Source organism: Parafrankia sp. FMc2, from assembly GCF_041008525.1.
In the GTDB taxonomy this organism is placed as follows: Bacteria; Actinomycetota; Actinomycetes; order Frankiales; family Frankiaceae; genus Parafrankia.
The window spans coordinates 46,312-66,585 of the sequence record NZ_JBFLUG010000036.1 but is presented as its reverse complement, the minus strand read 5'-3'; the positions used below and the strand labels follow the sequence as shown (position 1 = coordinate 66,585).

At 72.2% G+C, this 20,274-nt stretch carries 19 protein-coding genes; 15 read left to right on the top strand and 4 right to left on the bottom strand.

The window, feature by feature from the left end; genetic code table 11:
* Together AB1460_RS15140 and AB1460_RS15135 are read right to left on the bottom strand one after the other, a co-directional pair.
* Window positions 1–618: FadR/GntR family transcriptional regulator (locus AB1460_RS15140; protein ID WP_368961912.1), on the bottom strand; the 618-nt coding region annotated here is incomplete at its 3' end.
* Between the two features lie 772 nt (window positions 619–1,390).
* Window positions 1,391–2,401 carry a FadR/GntR family transcriptional regulator gene (locus tag AB1460_RS15135; protein WP_368961911.1) on the bottom strand — a complete coding sequence of 337 codons (1,011 nt, stop codon included), beginning with the start codon at window positions 2,399–2,401 and terminating at the stop codon, window positions 1,391–1,393.
* A gap of 1,070 nt (window positions 2,402–3,471) precedes the next feature.
* Here AB1460_RS15135 and AB1460_RS15130 point away from each other — a divergent pair.
* The 12 genes from AB1460_RS15130 to aroB all read left to right on the top strand — a co-directional run bounded on the left by AB1460_RS15130 (window position 3,472) and on the right by aroB (window position 16,702).
* Entirely contained in the window at window positions 3,472–4,602 is a 1,131-nt protein-coding gene (locus tag AB1460_RS15130; protein ID WP_368961910.1) for an MHYT domain-containing protein, read from the top strand.
* Window positions 4,603–4,700: 98 nt separating this feature from the next.
* A complete protein-coding gene (locus AB1460_RS15125; RefSeq protein WP_368961908.1) occupies window positions 4,701–6,167 on the top strand; it encodes a replication-associated recombination protein A in 1,467 nt (488 codons plus the stop codon).
* Between the two features lie 261 nt (window positions 6,168–6,428).
* Window positions 6,429–6,932 carry a DUF948 domain-containing protein gene (locus tag AB1460_RS15120; RefSeq protein WP_018635574.1) on the top strand — a complete coding sequence of 168 codons (504 nt, stop codon included), beginning with the start codon at window positions 6,429–6,431 and terminating at the stop codon, window positions 6,930–6,932.
* A complete protein-coding gene (locus tag AB1460_RS15115) occupies window positions 6,932–7,294 on the top strand; it encodes a hypothetical protein (protein ID WP_368961907.1) in 363 nt (120 codons plus the stop codon). The genes AB1460_RS15120 and AB1460_RS15115 overlap by 1 nt, the downstream gene beginning before the upstream one ends.
* A gap of 101 nt (window positions 7,295–7,395) precedes the next feature.
* Window positions 7,396–10,038, top strand: coding sequence for an alanine--tRNA ligase (alaS, locus tag AB1460_RS15110; protein ID WP_368961905.1), 2,643 nt, complete (start codon window positions 7,396–7,398; stop codon window positions 10,036–10,038).
* Window positions 10,035–10,583, top strand: coding sequence for a Holliday junction resolvase RuvX (ruvX, locus tag AB1460_RS15105; protein ID WP_368961903.1), 549 nt, complete (start codon window positions 10,035–10,037; stop codon window positions 10,581–10,583). Before alaS ends, ruvX begins: the two co-directional genes overlap by 4 nt.
* Complete coding sequence (gene mltG, locus AB1460_RS15100) at window positions 10,580–12,010, top strand: endolytic transglycosylase MltG (protein ID WP_368961901.1); 1,431 nt, start codon at window positions 10,580–10,582, stop codon at window positions 12,008–12,010. The genes ruvX and mltG overlap by 4 nt, the downstream gene beginning before the upstream one ends.
* 3 nt (window positions 12,011–12,013) lie before the next feature.
* On the top strand, window positions 12,014–12,976 hold the full coding sequence (locus AB1460_RS15095) for a shikimate dehydrogenase (RefSeq protein WP_368961900.1): 963 nt from the start codon (window positions 12,014–12,016) through the stop codon (window positions 12,974–12,976).
* A gap of 10 nt (window positions 12,977–12,986) precedes the next feature.
* Window positions 12,987–13,643: a prepilin peptidase gene (locus AB1460_RS15090; protein ID WP_368961899.1), complete on the top strand. Its 657-nt coding sequence runs from the start codon at window positions 12,987–12,989 to the stop codon at window positions 13,641–13,643.
* A 157-nt stretch (window positions 13,644–13,800) separates the two neighbouring features.
* Complete coding sequence (aroC, locus tag AB1460_RS15085) at window positions 13,801–14,985, top strand: chorismate synthase (RefSeq protein WP_368961898.1); 1,185 nt, start codon at window positions 13,801–13,803, stop codon at window positions 14,983–14,985.
* A 2-nt stretch (window positions 14,986–14,987) separates the two neighbouring features.
* The gene (locus AB1460_RS15080; RefSeq protein ID WP_368961897.1) at window positions 14,988–15,587 is read left to right on the top strand and encodes a shikimate kinase; all 600 of its coding nucleotides are present in this window, start codon (window positions 14,988–14,990) and stop codon (window positions 15,585–15,587) included.
* Window positions 15,587–16,702 carry a 3-dehydroquinate synthase gene (gene aroB, locus AB1460_RS15075; protein ID WP_368961895.1) on the top strand — a complete coding sequence of 372 codons (1,116 nt, stop codon included), beginning with the start codon at window positions 15,587–15,589 and terminating at the stop codon, window positions 16,700–16,702. The genes AB1460_RS15080 and aroB overlap by 1 nt, the downstream gene beginning before the upstream one ends.
* Before the next feature lie 50 nt (window positions 16,703–16,752).
* Here the strand turns inward: aroB and AB1460_RS15070 are convergent, their stop codons facing one another.
* Window positions 16,753–17,040, bottom strand: coding sequence for a putative quinol monooxygenase (locus tag AB1460_RS15070; RefSeq protein WP_368961893.1), 288 nt, complete (start codon window positions 17,038–17,040; stop codon window positions 16,753–16,755).
* A 236-nt stretch (window positions 17,041–17,276) separates the two neighbouring features.
* On the opposite strand from AB1460_RS15070, the gene efp reads away from it, so the two are divergent.
* Window positions 17,277–17,840, top strand: a complete 564-nt coding sequence (gene efp / locus AB1460_RS15065; protein WP_368961891.1) for an elongation factor P — start codon at window positions 17,277–17,279, stop codon at window positions 17,838–17,840.
* Window positions 17,837–18,370 (top strand): transcription antitermination factor NusB, encoded by a 534-nt coding sequence (nusB, locus tag AB1460_RS15060; protein ID WP_368961917.1) that lies wholly within the window; start codon window positions 17,837–17,839, stop codon window positions 18,368–18,370. The genes efp and nusB overlap by 4 nt, the downstream gene beginning before the upstream one ends.
* 210 nt (window positions 18,371–18,580) lie before the next feature.
* Here the strand turns inward: nusB and AB1460_RS15055 are convergent, their stop codons facing one another.
* Complete coding sequence (locus AB1460_RS15055) at window positions 18,581–19,078, bottom strand: transcriptional regulator (RefSeq protein WP_006540108.1); 498 nt, start codon at window positions 19,076–19,078, stop codon at window positions 18,581–18,583.
* Window positions 19,079–19,540: 462 nt separating this feature from the next.
* Between AB1460_RS15055 and pyrR the strand changes: the two genes are divergently transcribed.
* Entirely contained in the window at window positions 19,541–20,245 is a 705-nt protein-coding gene (gene pyrR / locus AB1460_RS15050; protein ID WP_368961889.1) for a bifunctional pyr operon transcriptional regulator/uracil phosphoribosyltransferase PyrR, read from the top strand.
* Window positions 20,246–20,274 lie beyond the last annotated feature (29 nt).

The window sequence follows — 20,274 nt, the reverse complement described above, 5'->3', positions numbered from 1 at the left end:
GTGTATTTTTGCTGGTCTGGGGTTGGTGTGGGTGTCGAGGATGTGGCGGAGCATGCCGGCGATCATGGTGAGGGTCTGGTTGCCGGCGTGTTCGAGGAGCTGGTGGTGGAAGTGATTGGGGTCGGTGTGGGTGAGGGCGGTGTGCAGGGCGGTGAGGGTGGTGTCGGTGTGGTGGGTGGCGAGGAGGCGGACGGCGGCGGGTTCGAGCAGGGTGTGGGCGGTGTGGACGTCGGCGACGGTGGTGTGGCGGTGTTCGAGGACGAGGCCGGCGTAGCGGGCGGCGACCTGGCCGTCGGGGGTGTGGACGCGGGCTCCGCCGTGGGCGCCGCGGCGGACGGAGATGAGGGCTTCGGATTCGAGGACGCGGAAGGCTTCGCGCAGGGTGGGGCGGGAGACGCCGAACTGTTCCATGAGGACGGCTTCGGGGGGCAGGGCGTCGCCTTCGACGAGTTCACCGCGGACGATCTGGCGGCGGAGCTGGGCTGCGACGAGTTCCGCGGTTTTTGGCACCCGGATCTGCTGGCGAGCCAGGCCGTTGCGGGGCTCGGTCCGGGCCGCTGACGGCCCGCTCGTACCGGGTGCGTTCCGACCGTCATGCTGCTGCGCGGATACCGTCATTCTTCCGTGCCTCTCGAGAACGGTCGCAGCGCATGGCGCCGTGGGCGTTCCGACGCGCCGCCGGTACCGATGAATGGGGTCGATTGTGACACCAACCCGGGCACGCTGCTGCCGCCGAGGCCGGTTTCTCCGTCTGGCGGAAAGAACGATACACGGTCCGGAATCGGGGGAGTGCCCAGTGTGCCGCCGGGTATGTGGTCCTCATGTGCTTCGGTGCGACTGCCCGCGGGGTGTCGCCCAGGTACTCCATCTCGCCCGAGGTTCTGTTGTCGATGCAATCACACCCGCGCTGCGGATAGACCGGCACCTGTGTCCGTGGCTTTTTCTTCCGGTGTCACAGGCCCACGCCGGCGGCGCCACGGACGGCTTTCCACCATTGAGACACCGGTGGTGGCGGGGGTAACCAGGTTACTGTGCGAGCTCTGACGGATGAAGGCCGGTGGGTGCGGCCCCGGCAGGGCCGTCCCGCTCCTGCAGCGCCCCGCTCCTGCACCACCCGGAAACGTCCGTCAGCATGCCCCGCCACCGGTGTTCCCATCACGCCGCGTTGCGGATCAGGTCCGTGCGCCGTGCCCCGCCCGGAAATACGTGCGTGCCGCAATGAGTCCGGCCCCGCAATAGTGCTGCACGCATTGCGCCCGGGACGACAACGCGTCCCGGGCGCACATGTGGCCAGGTATGCGGCAACCGGGCCCACAAGGCTGCCGGCAGGCGGCGCGAGCGGCGCCGGTCGCCGGGTCAGGTGCGGGTGCGGGTGCGGGTGAGCGGGTAATCAGTGCCGCTGGGCGATGGCTTCCTCGACGTGCCGCCGGATGCAGGACCGGGCGAGATGCTCCGCCAGTGCGGCCTCGCCCCGGGTGATCGCGTCGACGATCTCGGCATGCAGCGGATGCTGCCACCACTGCCCCAGCCGGTCACCCTCGTCGTGCGGATGCGCGAGATCCGCGAGTACCCGGATGAACAGCTCGGCGGCCGGATTGCCCGCCAGGCGGGCGATCTCCAGGTGCAGCAGCACGGACGCCTCACCGGCCGTGCCGGCGGCGACGGGGCCCGAGCGTGAGCCGCCCGGCCGGTTCCGCGACCGCCCGCCGGTGGCCCGGGCGCCGGGCGCGATCGGCTCCAGTGCACCGCGCAGCCGGGCGAGGCCGGCGGTGTCGATCTGCTCGGCCAGCCGCCGCACGGCCACTGCCTCCAGCGCTGACCAGGTCTCGCACAGGTGCTCCGGCCGGGCCCGAGCGAAGTCGAGGTAGACCCGGGCTACGTCGCGGACGCCATCGTGGTCGGGGGCGGTCACGACGAGGCCGCCCCCGGGCCCCGGCCGAGGTCGCGCGACCCAGCGGCTTTCCAGCAGCCGGACCGCCTCGCGCAGCACGGATCTGCCGACCTGGTAGCGCTCCATGAGCTGGGCTTCGGAGCCGAGTCCCTCGCCGACGGGCCAGCCGCGACGGATGATCTCCAGCTCGATGGTGCGGGCCAGTCTGGAGGCGAGGGTGCGCTGGCCGAGCCGGGAGGTGAACTCCTGCGGCGGGCCGACAGCGAGGCTGACCGCGCCGCTGTCGAGAGAGCCGTTGTCGAGAGGGCCGCCGTGCAGATGGCCGGCGTGGACATGCCCGGTCTTGGGACGTCGGTTCGTGGTGTGGCCACCGGCGGCATGTCCACCGCCGGGGTGCCCACCGAGGGGTGCGCCGCCTGTCGGCGCGGCGCTGCGGGGGGAGCTGCGCACCGGGCTGTGGAGGGCGCCGGGTACTGCATTCCGGCCGGTTGGCGTGAGCCCGTCAGACACTGGTCTTCCTCCGGATGTACTCGTTGGCCTTCGTCGGTCTTTCCAACGCAGCCATGACTGCTCCGACGGCGGTTGCCACCCTCGCCCCAGCTCGCGAACGCCGGCGGCGGGGACGACACCCGCAGTGTGATGAGTTTCCTTTCCGGATGTGTTCCGCGCCGGCACCGGAGTGTTCCCCGTGGACGGCACTGACGTTTGCCCCCCGGCACCCGGAAGCGTGTTCCAGATAAGGGTCTCCAGTCAACCGATTGCAGCTACCCATGGGTGCCCCACCGCCCGTGGTTTGGCATCTGCGCAGGTCCGGAGGCCGGGGCCCGGGTGGCACAGAAGCGTCATCGGAGGATGCACATGCGTCTGGGAATGCTCCTGCGCTGGCAGTTTCGACTGCGAAGCAGCTCATCCCCGCTCCGGCCCACCAGCCGCTCCTCCGCGCCCGACCGGACCGGGTCCACCGCGCACGTCATCCGGCGGCCGTGTCGCATCCCATCCACGCCTTCGACCGGCAGTGGCACTTTCGAGCCAGGGCATCCCGCGCGTCGCTTCATGTCGCAAACGGGCGTTCCTCCCGGGCTGCCAATACGCGATGGGCCGTCACTGCCCCCGGCCCGAATCGGCAGCCGCCGGCGGTCCCTGTGTCCGTCCTGCTTCACTGATATTTCGATGCTATTTCGTTCGATGGTTACCCGGAGTGCGGAGGGACTTCTCGGGAGGCTAGGGCGAGGTGTCGTGAATGGCCGGGTGTCGCCGCGGGAAAGTCTGTTTGGTCCGAGGGCGGGCCTGAGGTCGAGGTTGCTGGTGGTCACTCATCGTGACGAGCCTGGTCCTGGGTGAGGCAGATCGGCCGGGGAAGGAAGGGCCTCCTGGGCTGCCACGTCAGGGACTGAAGTCCCGAGACGGCTGTCTTCGTCGCGTAGCGGGTGCCCTGATCTCTTAACGTATAAATTAGTGGACTTATTGTCGATAACTGAGAAGTTGTGTTAGAAATGGGCGTCTTTTCGCTCCCGGGGGGAACATTGATCACGGCGCAGGCTGCCCATCAACACGCGAGTCAGGATCTTCTGTTTGTTGCGGTGTCCGTCCTGCTGGCGATGATCGGGTCGTTCGCCGCGTTGGTCTGCTCCATGCGCATACCTTTTGCGGTGGGTCGGTCGCGGTACGTCTGGACGACGCTCGCCGCCGTCTCGCTGGGGGGCGGGGCGGTCTGGTCGATGCACTTCATCGGGATGATCGGCTACCAGGTCGCCGACCGGGACCTGCGCTACAGCCTCCCGTTGACCGGGTTGTCGCTGCTCATCGCGATCGTGGTGTCTGCGGTGGGTCTCTCTCTCGTCGCCCGCCGCCGGGAGAGCCGCGCGCGACTCGCCGCCGGCGGTGTCATCGCCGGGCTGGGGGTCGCGGCGATGCACTACACGGGTATGGCCGCGATGCATGTGGGCAGTGACATCACCTACCGGCGCCCGATCGTCGTGCTGTCGGTCGCCATCGCCATCGGCGCGGCGCTGGCCGCCATGTGGATCGCCTTCCGGGTGGTGACAGGGTGGCACGTGGCGGTCGCCTCGGTCGTCATGGCCATCGCGGTCTGCGGCATGCACTACACGGCCATGGTCGCCACCAGGGTCGAGGCGACCGCGACACCCGAACCAGTCACCGGCGCCGATCCGATCACTCTCGCGCTTCTCGTCTGTGTCCTGGCGTTCTCGGTGCTCGCGGTCGTCATCTTCGCGGCGCTGGGTGGGGTCACCTATGCCGATCCCTTCTCCTCCACACGCGTCCACGGCCACCGCCGTGGTCTTCCCGCGCCGACCGCGGCGCCCGCCCGGCCACGGCAGCGTGCCGAGTCGACCGGCCCGCTGGACCGTCCCGACCGTCCCGACCAGGTCGACCAGGTCGGCCGCTCGCGCGAGGCCGGCCGCCATGAGGCGGTCCGTTCTCGGGCCGCGGGTCCTCCCCGTGAGGGAGGCAGGATGGTCCCGGCAGGGCCGGCGGGCACCACGCGGCCGGCAGACCGGGAGTGGACGGGGGAGCCCGGGCCAGCCGGCCCTCCGGCGTGGGCGGAACCGGCGGGGTGGTCCCAGCAGCCAGAGCGACCCGCGCCGTCGGGCTGGGCCCAACTGCCGGAGCAGCCGGCAGGCGAGCACTGGGCGCAGCCTGGCGCGGGAGCCCAGCCGTCCACCTGGACAGGCCGGCCGGACGGCGCGTAGTCGGCCACCGGCGCCCGACCGCGGGCCTGTGAGGCCCGCGGGCCTGCGAGGCCCCCGGGCCGTGCGGCCACTGGATCCACCCGCCGTACGGTGGGCGGGTGAGCCTCTTCGACGCCGACGTGCCGGGGCTGCCGGACTCGTCCGGCCCGCTCGCGGCCAGGCTTCGCCCGCGAAATCTGGACGAACTGGTCGGCCAGCGTCACCTGCTGGCTGCGGGGAGCCCGCTGCGCCGGCTGGTCGAGGGCGGTGGCATGACCTCGGTCGTGCTCTGGGGGCCTCCCGGCACCGGCAAGACGACGCTGGCCCACATCGTGTCGCGGGCCAGCCGCCGCCGGTTCCGCGAGCTGTCGGCGGTCACCGCGGGGGTGAAGGACGTCCGCGCGGTCGTGGACGAGGCCAGGGGCACCCTGTCCATGTCGGGCGTGCGCACCGTCCTGTTCATCGACGAGGTGCACCGCTTCACCCGGACGCAGCAGGACGCCCTGCTGCCCTCGGTGGAGAAGGGGTGGGTCACCCTGGTCGCCGCGACCACCGAGAACCCCTTCTTCTCCGTCGTCTCTCCGTTGCTCTCCCGGTCGTTGCTGCTCACCCTCGAGCCGCTGACCGACGCCGACATCGTCGAGCTGATCGAGCGGGCGGTTCGTGATCCGCGCGGCTACGGCGGCGCGGTGGAGCTGACCGGGGAGGCGCGGGAGCATCTCGTGCGGCTCGCCGGCGGGGATGCCCGGCGGGCGCTGACCGCGCTCGAGGCTGGCGCCGAGGCGGCGCTGGAGGGGGCGAGGAGATCCGCCGCGACCGGCAGCCCCGGGGACGGCGCGACCGGCAGCCCCGGGGACGGCGCGACCGGCAGCCCCGGGGACGGCGACGGGGCCGGAGACGTCCCCGGCCCCGTCCCGCTCGGGCTGGAGCTGTTGGAGCGCGCGGTCGACCGAGCCGCGGTCCGCTACGACCGCGAGGGCGACCAGCACTACGACGTGGTGAGCGCCTTCATCAAGTCGATGCGCGGCGGCGACGTCGACGCCGCTCTGCACTACCTGGCCCGGATGCTCGAGGCGGGGGAGGACCCGCGGTTCGTCGCCCGCCGCATGGTCATCCTCGCCAGTGAGGACATCGGCATGGCCGACCCGGGGGCGCTCGGCGTCGCGGTGTCGGCGGCGCAGGCACTGGAACTGGTGGGCCTGCCCGAGGCGCGCCTCGCTCTCGGCCAGGCGGTGATCCATCTGACGCTCGCGCCGAAGTCGAACGCGGTGATCACGGCGATGGACGCCGCGGCGGCGGACGTGCGTGCCGGCCGGCTGGGCCCGGTGCCGTCGCACCTGCGTGACGCCCACTACCGGGGCGCCACACGGCTGGGCCACGGCGCTGGCTACCAGTACCCACACGATCACCCGGAAGGGGTGGTCCGTCAGCAGTACGCACCGGACGTCCTCGCCCGGTCGGACTACTACCGCCCGTCAGAGCACGGGTTCGAGCGCCGGGCGGCTGACCGGGTGCGGTTCCTGCGCGGGGTCCTGCGCGGACAGCCCTCGCCGCCCTCCGCGCCCCCGGCGGGAGACGAGGGCTGAGGGCCTGTTCCCGGCTGTGCCCGGCCCGGGACGGACACGGACGGCCCGGGGGTTACCGGTGGTGTGCGCGCACTGGTCGGTAAGGTCACTGGCGAACGGCTCCGGTGGTCCCTGCGCCGTGGCCGGCACGACGGGCCTGACGACTCGCCCGCGCGGGGCTTCGCCCGCGAGCGGTGCGATCCGGGTCCGGCACGGCCAGGCATCATCCAGAAGCAGGCGTCATCCAGACCAGCGTTACCGACAACGATGGAGGCGAAGCACATGTCCGGTGGTGCGGTCGCGGGCCTGATCGCCTCGGGGGCGTTCGCGGTGCTCGTGCTCTTCGCCTGCTATGTCCTGTTCAAGCTCGGCAAGATCTTCGACGAGACGGCTGCCCGGGTGCGGCAGACCGGAATCGCGATCGACGAGGGCACCGCGCGCGTCCGCCAGGCGGGCACGACCGTCGACGAGGTGAACGTCGCCCTCGCGCACGTGAACAAGGAGCTGGGCCGGATCGACGCGATCACGGCGAACGTGGAGACGGTGACGACCAACGTCTCGTCCCTGACGTCGCTGTTCGCCGCGACGCTCGGCGGCCCGGTGGTGCGGGTCGCGGCGTTCAGCTACGGGGTGCGCCAGGCGGTCGCGAAGCGCTCGAAGGCCGACCTCACGGCCCGGGTGTCCGCCCAGATGAAGGCGGAGAAGTCGCAACGGCGGGCTGCCAGGCGCGCGCCCGCGGGCAGCGCGGTCGGCGCCGGCAGCGACGGCCGGAGCGGTGGCCGCTGATGGTGACCCGGGTGTTCTACGTCGCGCTCGGTGCGGCGACGGGCGTGCTGGCGGTGCGGCAGGTGGCCAGGGCTGTGTCGGCACTCTCGCCGACCAGCGTCGCGGGGTCTCTCGTACAGTCGATGCGGGAGTTCGCGGCCGATGTGGGTGAGGCCATGGCCGAGCGGGAGGAGGAGATACGCTCCGCGCTCGGCCTGGACGAGCCGGATGCCGCCGGCGGTCCGGATGACCCCGCCCGCGGCCGGCCCGGTGACCCTGCCGGTGGTGATGTCCTCCGGGGCGCGCCACAGGGTTCCTCGGGGCCCGCGGCGTTCGATCCGGAGCAGACGATGCGCCTGGTGCCGGGGGCACGCCGGCCCTGACCTTCCAGCCGGTGACGGCCGACCCAGGCCGCGGATCCGGCGCCGGCCGGCTTCCCGCTGGTCGGCCGACCCATCCCGACGACCCTGGACGACGTGAACCGATGGACACGGCCGAGATCCGCCGCCGCTTTCTGAACCACTTCTCCGAGCGGGGTCACACCGTGGTCCCCAGTGCGTCCCTGGTGGCGCAGGACCCGACCCTGCTGCTGGTGAACGCTGGCATGGTGCCGTTCAAGCCCTACTTCGTCGGTGACCTCACGCCGCCGTGGAGCCGGGCGACCAGCGTGCAGAAATGCGTGCGGACCGTGGACATCGACAACGTCGGCCGCACCGCCCGGCACGCCTCCTTCTTCCAGATGTGCGGGAACTTCTCCTTCGGCGACTACTTCAAGGCCGAGGCGATCCCGTTCGCCTTCGAGCTGATCACCGAGGGCTACGGCTTCCGGCCGGACGACCTGTGGGCCACCGTCTACCTTGACGACGACGAGGCCGAGGAGATCTGGCGCACGCTGCTGCCGCCGTCGCGCATCCAGCGGCGCGGCAAGGAGGACAACTTCTGGTCGATGGGCGTGCCGGGCCCGTGCGGCCCGTGCAGCGAGATCTACTTCGACCGCGGGCCCGAGTACGGGCGCGACGGCGGCCCGGAGGCGGACGAGAACCGCTACCTGGAGATCTGGAACCTCGTCTTCATGCAGTACGCGCGGGGCGAGGGCAGCGAGTACGGCTACGAGATCGTCGGGGACCTGCCCAGCCGCAGCATCGACACCGGCATGGGCCTCGAACGCATGGCCACCCTCCTGCAGGGGGTCGAGAACCTCTACGAGATCGACATCTCCCGCCCGGTGCTGGACGCCGCCGGCCGGCTCACCGGTGCCCGCTACGGAGCGGACCCGGCGGCCGACGTCCGGCTGCGCGTCGTCGCGGACCACACCCGGACCGCGGCGATGCTGATCTCGGACGGGGTCTCCCCGTCCAACGAGGGGCGTGGCTACGTCCTGCGGCGGATGCTGCGGCGCGCGGTGCGCGACGCCCGGCTGCTCGGCGCCCGCGAGCCGGTGATGGCGGAGCTGTTCGCCGAGGTCCGCGAGGCGATGGGCCCGATCTACCCGGAGCTGGTCGACCAGGCGGAGGCGATCACCGCGGTGGCGGTCGCGGAGGAGGGCGCGTTCCTGGAGACGCTGCGGACGGGCACCACGCTGTTCGACACCGCGGCCTCCCAGGCGCGTTCCACCGGGTCCGCGCAGCTCAGCGGCGAGTCCGCGTTCCGGCTGCACGACACCTACGGGTTCCCCATCGATCTGACGATCGACATGGCCGCCGACGCGGGCCTGACGGTGGACGAGGCCGGTTTCCGCCGCCTGATGGAGCGCCAGCGCCAGACGGCGAAGGCGGACCGGGCGTCGCGGCGGATCGGCAACCTCGACCTGTCGGCCTTCCGGCCGATCCTCGCCACCGCCGGACCCACCGCCTTCACCGGCTACTCCGAGCTGGCTCGCGAGTCCGGCGTGGTCGGCATCGTCGGCATCGGTGACGGCAGCAGCCTGACCACGGTCGGCGAGGGCGACGAGGTCGGCATCATCCTGGACACGACGCCCTTCTACGCCGAGGGCGGTGGCCAGGAGGCGGACCTCGGCCGGATCCGTTTCGACGGCGGCGAGTGCGAGGTCCTCGACGTCCAGCGCCCCGTGCCCGAGCTGGTCATGCACCGGGTGAAGGTGCTGCGCGGCGAGCTGCGGGTCGGCGCGGACGTCGCCGCCGAGGTCGACGCCCAGCGCCGGCGTGCGGTGTCCCGCTCGCACACCGCCACCCATCTCGTGCACACCGCGTTCCGCCGGGCGCTGGGCGAGTCGGCCACGCAGGCCGGGTCGCTGAACTCGCCGGGGCGGCTGCGCTTCGACTTCCACGCGGTCGGCGCGATCCCCGACTCGGTCCTCGCCGACGTCGAGGACGAGGTCAACGAGGTCGCGCTGCGCGATCTCGAGGTCCGCTGGTACATCACCTCACAGCAGGAGGCGCGCAGTCTCGGCGCGATGGCGCTGTTCGGCGAGAAGTACGGCGACGAGGTCCGAGTCGTGGACGTCGGAGACTACGCCCGCGAGCTCTGCGGCGGCACGCACGTGTCCAGTTCGGCGCAGCTCGGCGCGATCAAGCTTCTGTCCGAGTCGTCCATCTCGGCCGGAACGCGCCGGGTCGAGGCGCTGGTCGGGATGGACGCCTTCCGCTTCCTGGCCCGCGAGCACCTGCTCGTCTCCCAGCTGTCCGGTGCGCTGAAGGCCCGTCCCGACGAGCTCGCGGACCGGGTCGCGGACATCGTCGCCCGCCTTCGCGACGCGGAGCGGGAGCTGGAGCGGGTGCGGGCGCAGGCGGTACTGGCCGGTGCGGCCGCCCTCGCGGCCGGCGCCGAGGAGGTCGGCGGGGTCGCCCTCGTCGCCGCCCAGGTGCCGGCGGGAACCCCCGCGGACGACGTGCGCCTGCTGGCCCTGGACGTGCGGGGCCGGCTCGCCGGCCGCCCCGCGGTTGTGGCCGTCGTCGAGGAGGCGGGGGCGTCGATCGTCATCGCGACCGACGACGCCGCCCGCGGGCGGGGGCTGCGGGCCGGCGACCTGGTCCGCCAGTCCTGGGCCGCGCTCGGCGGCAAGGGCGGCGGGAAGCCGGACGTTGCGCAGGGCGGCCGGGGTGACGCCTCGATGATCCCGAAGGTGTTCGCCCGGATCCGCGAGCTGGTCGCCGACCAGAGCGCGTGAGCGACACCGGGGCGCCCGGCCCTGACACGCCCGACCCTGACAGCGGCCGTGACGCCGGCCGCGGGGTCCGGATCGGGGTGGATGTCGGCTCGGTGCGGGTCGGGGTCGCGGCCAGCGATCCGGACGGGCTGCTGGCCGTTCCGGTCACCACGCTGCGCCGGTCCGGGTCCGGTCGTCGTCACACGGACGTCGACGAGCTTGCCGACATCGTCCGGGAGAGGCACGCTGTCGAGGTTGTCGTCGGTCTGCCGCGCCACCTTTCCGGCCGGGAGGGTGATGCGGTCCGCCACGCGCGGGAGTACGCCGAGGTCCTTTCCTCGCGTGTCGCGCCCGTACCGGTCCGTCTCGTCGATGAGCGGCTCACCACGGTCGTCGCTCATCGCAGAATGGCTGAGCGCGGACTGCGGTCGCGGGCCCGCCGTGATCTTGTGGATCAGGAGGCAGCAGTGCAGATCCTCCAGCACCACCTGGACATCCGTCGGGCACGAGGGGGAACCGGCGGCGCCGCCCGGGGCGGTACTCCGCGGCCTCTGGATCCGGCGTGAGCCGGAACGGGGGCGGATTCGACGACCTTTTCGGCTACGACGACGACCGCGACGACCGCCGGGTGGGCGGGCGCGCCGAGCGCCGCCGGGCCGCGGCGTCATCCGGTCCCGGCCGGCGTAGCCAGGACCGCGCCGGCTACGACGATCCCGGCTACGACGAGGCCGCTTACGGCGAGGTCGGGTATGGCGCGAGCAGTCACGCCTCCGACGATCCCGACTCGGACGACTATGGCCCGGCTCCGGCCGGCTACGACGGGGATTCCGCCTACGCCGACGACGGCGGGTACGGCGGCGGCGGGTACGGGGACGACGACGGCGCGGGCCGCCGGGGAGGCCGCGGGCATCCGGAGGCGTCCGGTGGGCGCCGGCCGACGCGGGCGCTGCCGAAGCTGATCGGTGTCCTTGTGGTGGTCGCAGCGCTGCTCGGCGCGGGCATCTTCGGTATCGGCAAGGTCATCGGCCGCGTCGGCGGGGAGCCCGCCGCCGACTACACGGGCATCGGTGAGGGCATCGTCGTCGTCCAGATCCCCGCCGGCGCCACGTCCTCCGACATCGGCTCCGCGCTGGCGAACGCGGATGTCATCGCCAGCGGCCGGGCGTTCGTGAACGTCGCGACCCGGGACAGCCGGGCGCTGTCGATCCAGCCCGGGACCTACCGGCTGCGTTCGAAGATGAGCGCGGCGTCGGCGCTGGACGCTTTGCTCGACGGCGCGTCCTCCGCGCTGTTCCGGTACACCATCAACCCCGGGGACACGGTCCGCAAGGTGCTGCTGGCGTTGTCCGAGCGGACCGGCACTCCGTTGGCGGAGCTCGAGGCGCTGGCCCGGGACCCGAGCTCGCTGGGCCTGCCCGACTACGCCGGAGGCAACCTCGAGGGCTACCTGTTCCCGTCGACGTACGACGTGGCGCCGGACACCGACCCGGTCGACATCCTGAAGGAGGCCGTGGCCCGCTTCAGCGCCTACGCCGACGAGCACGACATCGCGGGCCGCGCCCGGGCACTGGGCCAGGAGCCGGGTGCCATCGTGATCGTGGCCTCCATCATCGAGAAGGAGGTCGCGAACGAGAGCGAGGGGCCCAAGGTGGCCCGGGTCATCTACAACCGGCTCGCGGACGACAGCGGCGCCTTCCGTCGCCTCGACATGGACTCGACCACCCGCTACGCCATGGACGAGTACGAGGGCCCGCTCACGCAGGACCAGTTGCGCAACAACGACCCGTACAACACCCGCGCCGTCCCGGGCCTGCCGCCCGGCGCGATCGCGAGCCCGAGCACGTGGGCGCTGGAGTCGGCGTTGAACCCGGCGGCCGGGCCCTGGTTCTACTTCGTCTCCATGCCGCAGACCCGGGAGACCGTCTTCGCCGCGAACCAGGCGGAGTTCGACGAGGCGATGGCGGAGTACCGCCGCCAGGGAGGATCGGAGTAGGGCGTGGCGATCAGCTCAGGTGACCAGACGGAGCCTGCCGGGCCGGGTGGGGTCGTCCGGCGTGCGGCGGTGCTGGGCGCACCGGTGGGGCACTCCCTCTCACCGGTGCTGCACATGTCCGCCTACGCGCGCCTGGGGTTGGACGACTGGAGCTACACCGCGATCGAGTGTGACGAGGCCGGGCTGCCGGCCATGCTGAACCGGCTGCGGACCGAGCCCGGCTGGGCCGGCGTCTCGCTGACCATGCCGCTCAAGACGGCCGTCGTCGACCTGCTCGACGAGACCGATCCGACGGCGGCGCTGCTCGGCGCCGCGAACACGGTGGTGGTCCGGCCGGGTGGTCGGCTGGCCGGCTTCAACACCGACGTCGACGGCGTCGGATACGCGCTGCAACGGCTGCTGGGCCGCGCCGTGCCCGTCCAGCCACTGGTGCTCGGGGCGGGCGGGACGGCGCGGGCGGCCGTCGCGGCCCTCGCCCGGGCGGGTGCCGGGCGGGTCGCGATCGTCGCCCGCCGCCCAGGCTCGGTCTCCGAGCTGGTGGGGATCGGCGCCCGGCTCGGCGTCTCGGTCACCGCCCTGCCGTGGGGGATCCTCGCCGGTGGGATGCCCGCCGGTCCCGACCTGGTGATCTCCACCACGCCGGCCGGGGCGACGGATGTCCTGGCCCGGCATCCGTGGCCGGTCACCTGCCCGTTGCTGGAACTGCTCTACCACCCCTGGCCGACGGCCCTGGCCGCCGGCGCCTACCGGTCCGGCGCCCGGGTGGTCGGTGGCCTGGAGGTCCTGGTCGGGCAGGCGGTCGGGCAGGTCCACCACTTCACCGGGCGCGCGGTGGACGAGGGCGCGCTGCTCGCCGCGGGGCTGGCGGCACTGTCGTCGCGCCGTAACGGCCGCGTGGAGCTCGTGAGCGACCCAGCCGCGGCGGGGCCGGCGGCGGATCCCGTGGCGACGGGACCCGGCGGATGAGCGCCGGCGGATGAGCCTGGTGACGGCCGCGGTGACTGCCCTGGCCGTCGGCTGTGCGGCGCTGCCGGTCGTGGCGCTGCCCGGGGTCGTCGGTTCCTTCGAACCGGTGGACGACCGGCCGCCCCGGCGGGCGGTGCCCTCAGGTCCCGCCCTGACCGCGATCACCCTGGGCCTGCTCGCGGCCGTGGCCGCGGTGATCTACCCGCATACCGGCCGGCTGCCCGCCTACCTGTACCTGACCGTCGTCGGCGTGCTGCTCGCGGTCGTCGACCTGCGGGTGCACCGGTTGCCCGACCGGATCGTGCTGCCCTCCTACGCCGTGCTGGCCGTCCTGCTCGTGTTGCCCACGGTGGGGGAGGACGCACCGGGCCGCTGGTCGCGGGCGGTGGTCGCCGGAGCGTTGGCCTGGCTGTTGTACGGGGGGCTGCGGCTCCTCCCGGGCGCAGGTCTCGGACGGGGGGACGTGAAGCTCGCCGGGCTGCTCGGCATGGCGGTGGGCTGGCTGGGATGGCCGGCCGTCGCGGTCTGGTTCGTCGCGACGACCACGCTCTCCGGGCTGGTGGCGATGGCACTGCTGCTCCTGCGCCGGGTGTCCCGGCGTGATCCGATCGCCTACGGCCCGTTTCTGCTCACCGGTGCTCTGATCGCGGTGCTGTGCACGGGATGAGCAAGGGATGAGCGAGGGATCACCGGGATGGCCACGCCCGCCGCTGGCCTGCTGTGGGTGGGCCTGGGTCGTTTTGGGCTGACCTGGCCGGTCGATCCGCTTCGGTGCGAGGTCCGGCGGTCGTGCGGGGGCTGCCCGCCGTGAAAGACTGGGCGACATGGTGCGCTGGTTGACGGCGGGGGAGTCGCATGGCCCCGCTCTGGTCGCGACGGTCGAGGGGCTGCCCGCGGGCATCGCGGTGACCCGGGCGGAGATCGGTGCCGAGCTGGCCCGTCGCCGTCTCGGCCATGGCCGTGGCGCGCGGATGAAGTTCGAGCGCGACGAGATCGAGCTGCTCGGTGGAATGCGCCACGGCGTGACCATCGGCGGCCCGGTCAGCATCGTCGTCCGCAACACCGAGTGGCCCAAGTGGGATCGGGTCATGTCACCCGATCCGGTCGACGCCGAGGAGCTGGCGGGGCTCGGCCGCAACGCTCCGCTGACCCGTCCCCGGCCCGGCCACGCCGACCTGGCCGGCATGCAGAAGTACGGCTTCGACGACGCGCGGCCGGTCCTGGAGCGCGCGAGCGCACGGGAGACCGCCGCCCGGGTGGCGCTCGGCACGGTCGCCAAGGCCCTCCTGCGGCAGGCGTACGGCATCGAGATCGTCTCGCATGTCGTCGCGATCGGCGCGGCCGAGGTGCCCCCGGGCACGCCTCCGCCGGTGTCGCTGGCCGCGGTCGACGCCGATCCGGTGCGCTGTGCCGACCCGGCCGCGAGCGCACGCATGATCGCCGAGATCGACGCCGCGCACCGCGACGCGGACACGCTCGGCGGCATCGTCGAGGTGCTCGCCTACGGCTGCCCGCCGGGGCTGGGGAGCTACGTCCACGGCGACCGCCGGCTCGATGCGCGGATCGCGGCCGAGCTCATGGGTATCCAGGCGATCAAGGGCGTCGAGTTCGGCGACGGCTTCCTCACCGCCCGGCGGCGCGGATCGGTCGCGCACGACGAGATCGAGCCCCTCGACGGGCCGGGCATGCGGGTGCGGCGGTCCAGCGACCGCGCCGGCGGGGTCGAGGGCGGCATGACGACCGGTGAGCCGCTGCGCGTCCGCGCCGCGATGAAGCCGATCTCCACCCTGTCGCGGCCGCTCGCGACGATCGACGTCGCCACCGGCGACCCGGCTGTGGCGATCGCCCAGCGGTCCGACGTCTGCGCCGTTCCCGCGGCCGGCGTCGTGGCCGAGGCCATGGTCGCCCTGGTGCTTGCCGGTTCGGCGCTGGAGAAGTTCGGCGGCGATTCGGTCGAGGAGTCCCGGCGCAACTGCGAGGCCTACCTCAAGTCGTTGGCGGTGCGCTGACCATGCGGGCCGGAAACAACGCGCCGCACGCACCGGGCGAGGCGCTGCGCCCGGCGGCCGACTCGTCACGTCCGGCCGAGGCGGGATCTGGCCCGGCCGCTGTGCTGGTCGGCGCGCCCGGCGCGGGCAAGAGCACGGTCGGCATGGCCCTCGCGCAGCGCCTCGGGGTGGCGTTCCGCGACACCGACGCGGACGTCGAGGCGACCCTCGGGATGAGCGTCTCCGACGTCTTCCTCGAACACGGCGAGGAGTACTTCCGCGCGGCTGAGCGCACCGCGGTGCTGGTCGCCCTCGGCGAGCACGAGGGAGTGCTCGCTCTCGGCGGCGGTGCGGTGCTCGACGCCGAGGTGCGCGCGGCCCTGGCCCGGCACTGGGTCGTCTATCTCGATGTCAGCGCGTCCGACGCCGCGCGGCGGGTCGGGCTGGCCCGTGACCGGCCGCTTCTGGTGGAGGGCCCGCGTACGCGGCTCGCCGCCCTGTTGAAGGCCCGCCGCCCGCTCTACGAGGAGGTTGCCGCGATCACGGTCGACGCGGGCGCCCTTGGCGTCGAGGACGTCGTCGCCGAGATCCTGGTCGAACATGCGGGAAGGGTGAGCCGCTGATGTCGGCGACGAAGGTTTCCGACGTGGTCCGGATCCGGGTCGCCCCGGCCGGCGACCGCCCGTACGAGGTTGCGCTGGGTGAGGGCGTGCTCGGCGAGCTGCGGCCCCTGGTGGCGGGGCGGACCCGCGTGGCGGTCATCCATCCGCGGGCGCTGCGCACCACCGCTGCCTCTGTCGTCGCCGAGCTGCGGGGCGACGCCGGCGTCGAGGCCCATGCGATCGAGGTCCCCGACGGCGAGGAGGCCAAGCAGCTGCGGGTCGCGGGCACCTGCTGGGACACGCTCGGCCGGCTCGGCTTCACCCGGGACGACCTGGTCATCGGCCTGGGCGGCGGCACCACCACCGACCTCGCCGGCTACGTCGCCGCCAGCTGGCTGCGAGGCGTCGACGTCATCCAGGTGCCGACAACGCTGCTCGGGATGGTCGATGCCGCCGTCGGTGGCAAGACCGGCATCGACATCGATGCGGGCAAGAACCTGGTCGGTGCGTTCCACCAGCCGCTGGCTGTGCTCTGCGACCTGGCCGTGCTGGGCTCCCTGCCCGCGGTGGAGATCCAGGCCGGTCTCGCCGAGGTCGTGAAGGCCGGGTTCATCGCCGATCCGCGCATCCTTGACCTGCTGGAGGCCGATCCCACCGGGGCGGCGCACCTGCCGGAACTGGTGGAGCGCTCGATCAGGGTCAAGGCGGAGGTCGTCTCCGGTGATCCGCGAGAGGCGGGCCGTCGCGAGATCCTCAACTACGGTCACACGCTGGCCCATGCGATCGAGAAGGTCGAGAAGTTCACCTGGCGGCACGGTGCCGCGGTGTCGGTCGGTCTGGTGTTCGCGGCCGAGCTCTCCCGCCGGGTCGCGGGCCTGGACAACGCCACCGCCGCCCGGCACCGCGACATTCTGCGGGCGATCGGCCTCCCCGTGGAGTACCGCGAGGACCGCTGGCCACAGCTGCTCGACGCCATGCGGGTCGACAAGAAGACGCGCGGGCGGCGCCTGCGTTTCGTCGTCCTGGAGTCGCTGGGGCAGACCCGCGCCTTCGACGGCGCGGAGCCGGACCTGCTGCTCGCCGTGTACGCCGCCGCCGTGGCACCCGGCGGCGGGGTACACACGGCTGGCGCCTGACCCTCCTGCCCTCACCTGCCCGTCACCCGGCGGTGGATGCGGCGGGTCGCTCAGGTGAGGGAGCGGGCCTGCTCGGCGTCGTACTCGGCCACCGATGCGGAGATCATCGCCGTGCTCTGTTCCTCGGCGGGCCCGCTGCCGCGGAAGGCCTCGACCGCCTCCCGCGTCTCCCAGCGTTCGAAGACGTTGATGCGCCCCGGGTCGGTGAGGTCCGGGGAGATGGCGAAGTCGAGGCACCCCGAGGCACCGCGCGCCTGCCGCACGATCTCGGTGCAGCCGGCCAGACAGTGCTCTCGCTGGGCGGGGTCGACGAGGAGCTGCCCGGCTACAATGATCATGATTTCACCCTCCTGGTGGTGAAGGTCGACGACCTGTGAGTGCAGACTCCCCACCGTGCCGGAACTCATCGCTGGCAGGGGCGGCGGTGGGCCCGGGGCACGACCGCCCGGGCTGTCGAGCGGTCGCGGACGGGATCTGTAGACTTTGCCGCGGCCTGAAACGGTGACGAGCGACGGCTGGCGGTCGAGCACGGATCGATCTGCCGGGCGGCGACCGGAACGGAGAGACACGCGCAGTGGCGACAACGAACGACCTGAAGAACGGCATGACGCTCGATATCGACGGGGTGTTGTGGAACGTCGTCGGATTCCAGCACGTCAAGCCGGGCAAGGGCGGGGCGTTCGTCCGGACGACGCTGAAGAACGTGCTGACCGGCAAAGTCGTCGACCGGACCTTCAACGCCGGGATCAAGGTGGACGTCGCGACCGTCGACCGCCGCGAGATGACCTATCTGTACCGGGATGGCGCCGACTTCGTGTTCATGGACAGTGAGTCCTACGACCAGATCCCGGTTCCGCCGGACGTGGTGGGCGGCGTCGCCGACTACATGCTGGAGAACACGATCGCGACCGTGGCGCTGCACGACGACGCGCCGCTCTACGTGGAGCTCCCGGCCAGCGTCGAGCTGACGATCTCCGAGACCGAGCCCGGCGTCCAGGGCGACCGGTCGACCGGCGGGACGAAGCCGGCGACCCTCGAGACGGGTGCCAGCATCCAGGTACCGCTGTTCATCACGACCGGCGAGAAGGTCAAGGTGGACACCCGCGACGGGCGTTATCTCGGTCGGGTGACAAGCTGAGCGCCAGGTCCAAGGCGCGGAAACGCGCTCTTGACATTCTGTATGAGGCGGACATGCGGTCGGTGCGGCCGATGGAGATTCTGGCCGCCCGGCGGGCGCAGTCGGATCCTCCCGTGCCGGACTACGCATCCGACCTGGTCGAGGGTGTGGTCTCGCACCTCGCGGAGATCGACAGCCATATCGCCCGTTTCGCTCAGGGCTGGTCGCTGGACCGGATGCCTCCGGTCGATCGCAACATCCTGCGGATCGCGGTCCTGGAACTGTTCTGGCGTGGTGACGTACCGGATGGCGTCGTGATCGACGAAGCGGTGCGGCTGGCGAAGACCATCTCGACCGACCGTTCACCAGCGTTCGTGAACGGTCTGCTGGCCAGCCTGTTGCAGGAGAAGCCGGCGGTGGGCGGCCCGGCGACCGGGAACGGAAGCGCCCCCGGCCCCGCCGCCGCCGATCCGGCTGACGACGCGGCGGCCGGCAACGATCGGGATTCGGCCGGCGGCGCGGTGCTGCGGGCGGAGACTGCCGAGGGCTGATCGGCGGGGCCCGGACAGGCGGCGTTCTGTAGGCGAGGCCTGCCTGCCTGCCGCGCGGTGTCCCGGTACGTCACCGCGGTGACGTACCGGGGTCCCCCCAGAAGAGCTGTGCTGTGCTGGTACGGCGGTGCTGTGCTGGTGGGGCAGTGGTGCTGCGCACGGAGCTGTCCCGGTGGGCCGGCTGCTCCTGGTGTGTCGGGTGCGGCTGGCCTAGGCGTCCGAGGCGGCGGGCTCGCTGCCCTGCTCGGGCGAGAGCACACCCCAGGACACGAGCTGCTCGGTGAGCTTGCTCGGAGACGTGTCGTAGATCACCGCGAGGGACCGCAGGTCCTCGTAGCGGATCGAGAGCACGCGCCCGTTGTAGTCACCGCGCTGGCTCTGGATCGTGGCCGCGTACCGCGCGAGCGGGCCGCCCTGCTCCTTCGGGACCTGCGCGAGGCGCTCGAGGTCGAGCACGATGCGCGGCGACTGCTCGAGAGGAGCGACGGTCGAGCCTTCGGGAAGGAGCTCGCCGACCGGTACGCCGTAGAACTCGGCCAGCTCGGAGAGCCGCTGGACGGTGACGGCGCGGTCACCCCGCTCGTAGGAGCCCACCACGACGGCCTTCCACCGACCGTGCGACTTCTCCTCGACGCCATGGAGCGAGAGCCCCTGCTGGGTGCGTATCGCGCGCAGCCGAGCACCGAGCGCCTTCGCATAGTCGGACATCGAAGTGCCCACTCCTGTCGTGGTCGATCACTTGGAACCGGGGCTCGTGCCGCCGGCGGTTACCGATAGTAGTGCCCGCCAGGTTGCGACTCGACACCCGGGGGGTCGTGTCGCCTCTTTCTTTGTACCACTTTCTGTAGCCTCCCGGTTGCGCCTGGCATTAGCGCCGTCGGCACTTCCTGGCTGAAGTGCGAACGGGTGCATGCCGTCTAACTACGGTGACGTGTAGTGACGATTAGCGTCCTCGGTGTGCGGAGCATCGTGATTCGAGTCACTCTCAGCGACGGTCCTCCGTGACCGGCAGATGGCGAGGACGAACCCGTCCGTAGGGGGACGACGTCCGCCGGCGCCGCGGCCCTCAGGCCTTCCTGACCCGCTTCGCGGGCCCTGACCTGGCTGGTACCGTCGCGTTGACCGCTCCTTTAAGGACCGTCCCGTGAGGCGGGGAAGGAGGGACACCTCGTGGCTGCGGCCGCGCAAGGCGACCCTGCCCGGAACACGTCCGGGCGACCGACCGGGAAGGCAGCCCGCCCCCGGGGCGGGGCCGGCGCCGACCCGAGTGGCGCACCTGTCGCAACCGGCGCACCCGTCGCAACTGACCGGCCCGGTGACAGCGAGCAGCCGGGCGCCATCCGCACCGTGCTCTCCGCCGCTGACATGAACCGTGTGGTCAGCCGGATGGCCCATCAGGTGCTGGAGAAGACCTCCGGTGGTGACGGAGTGGTGCTGCTCGGCATCCCGACGCGGGGGGTTCCCCTCGCGCACCGGCTTGCCCGCCGGGTCGCCGACGTCGAGGGCGTGAGCCTCCCCGTCGGTTCGCTGGACCCGACGATGTACCGGGACGACCTCCGGCTGCGGGGTGTGCGCCCCCTGGAGGTGACCGAGATCCCCGACTGCGGGGTGGACGGGATGGTCGTCATTCTTGTTGATGACGTTCTCTATTCCGGCCGCACCGTGCGGGCTGCGCTCGACGCACTCTCCGCCTACGGAAGGCCCCGCGCGGTACAGCTTGCCGTCCTCGTCGACCGGGGCCACCGCGAGCTTCCTATCCGCGCCGACTACGTGGGGAAGAACATGCCCACCTCGCGCCGTGAGTCGGTGGCTGTCCGCCTCCGTGAGGTCGACGGCCTGGACGCCGTGTGCATCGTCTCTCCGGACGCGCCGTGACGGCGCCGGCCGGGGCGTATCCGGGTGCC

Coding starts and splice junctions, on each gene's coding strand:
- AB1460_RS15055 (WP_006540108.1), bottom strand. CDS start 19,078: ATGTCCGACTATGCGAAGGCGCTCGGTGCTCGGCTGCGCGCGATACGC.
- aroC (WP_368961898.1), top strand. CDS start 13,801: ATGGTGCGCTGGTTGACGGCGGGGGAGTCGCATGGCCCCGCTCTGGTC.
- AB1460_RS15080 (WP_368961897.1), top strand. CDS start 14,988: ATGCGGGCCGGAAACAACGCGCCGCACGCACCGGGCGAGGCGCTGCGC.
- AB1460_RS15115 (WP_368961907.1), top strand. CDS start 6,932: ATGGTGACCCGGGTGTTCTACGTCGCGCTCGGTGCGGCGACGGGCGTG.
- alaS (WP_368961905.1), top strand. CDS start 7,396: ATGGACACGGCCGAGATCCGCCGCCGCTTTCTGAACCACTTCTCCGAG.
- aroB (WP_368961895.1), top strand. CDS start 15,587: ATGTCGGCGACGAAGGTTTCCGACGTGGTCCGGATCCGGGTCGCCCCG.
- AB1460_RS15120 (WP_018635574.1), top strand. CDS start 6,429: ATGTCCGGTGGTGCGGTCGCGGGCCTGATCGCCTCGGGGGCGTTCGCG.
- AB1460_RS15090 (WP_368961899.1), top strand. CDS start 12,987: ATGAGCCTGGTGACGGCCGCGGTGACTGCCCTGGCCGTCGGCTGTGCG.
- AB1460_RS15070 (WP_368961893.1), bottom strand. CDS start 17,040: ATGATCATTGTAGCCGGGCAGCTCCTCGTCGACCCCGCCCAGCGAGAG.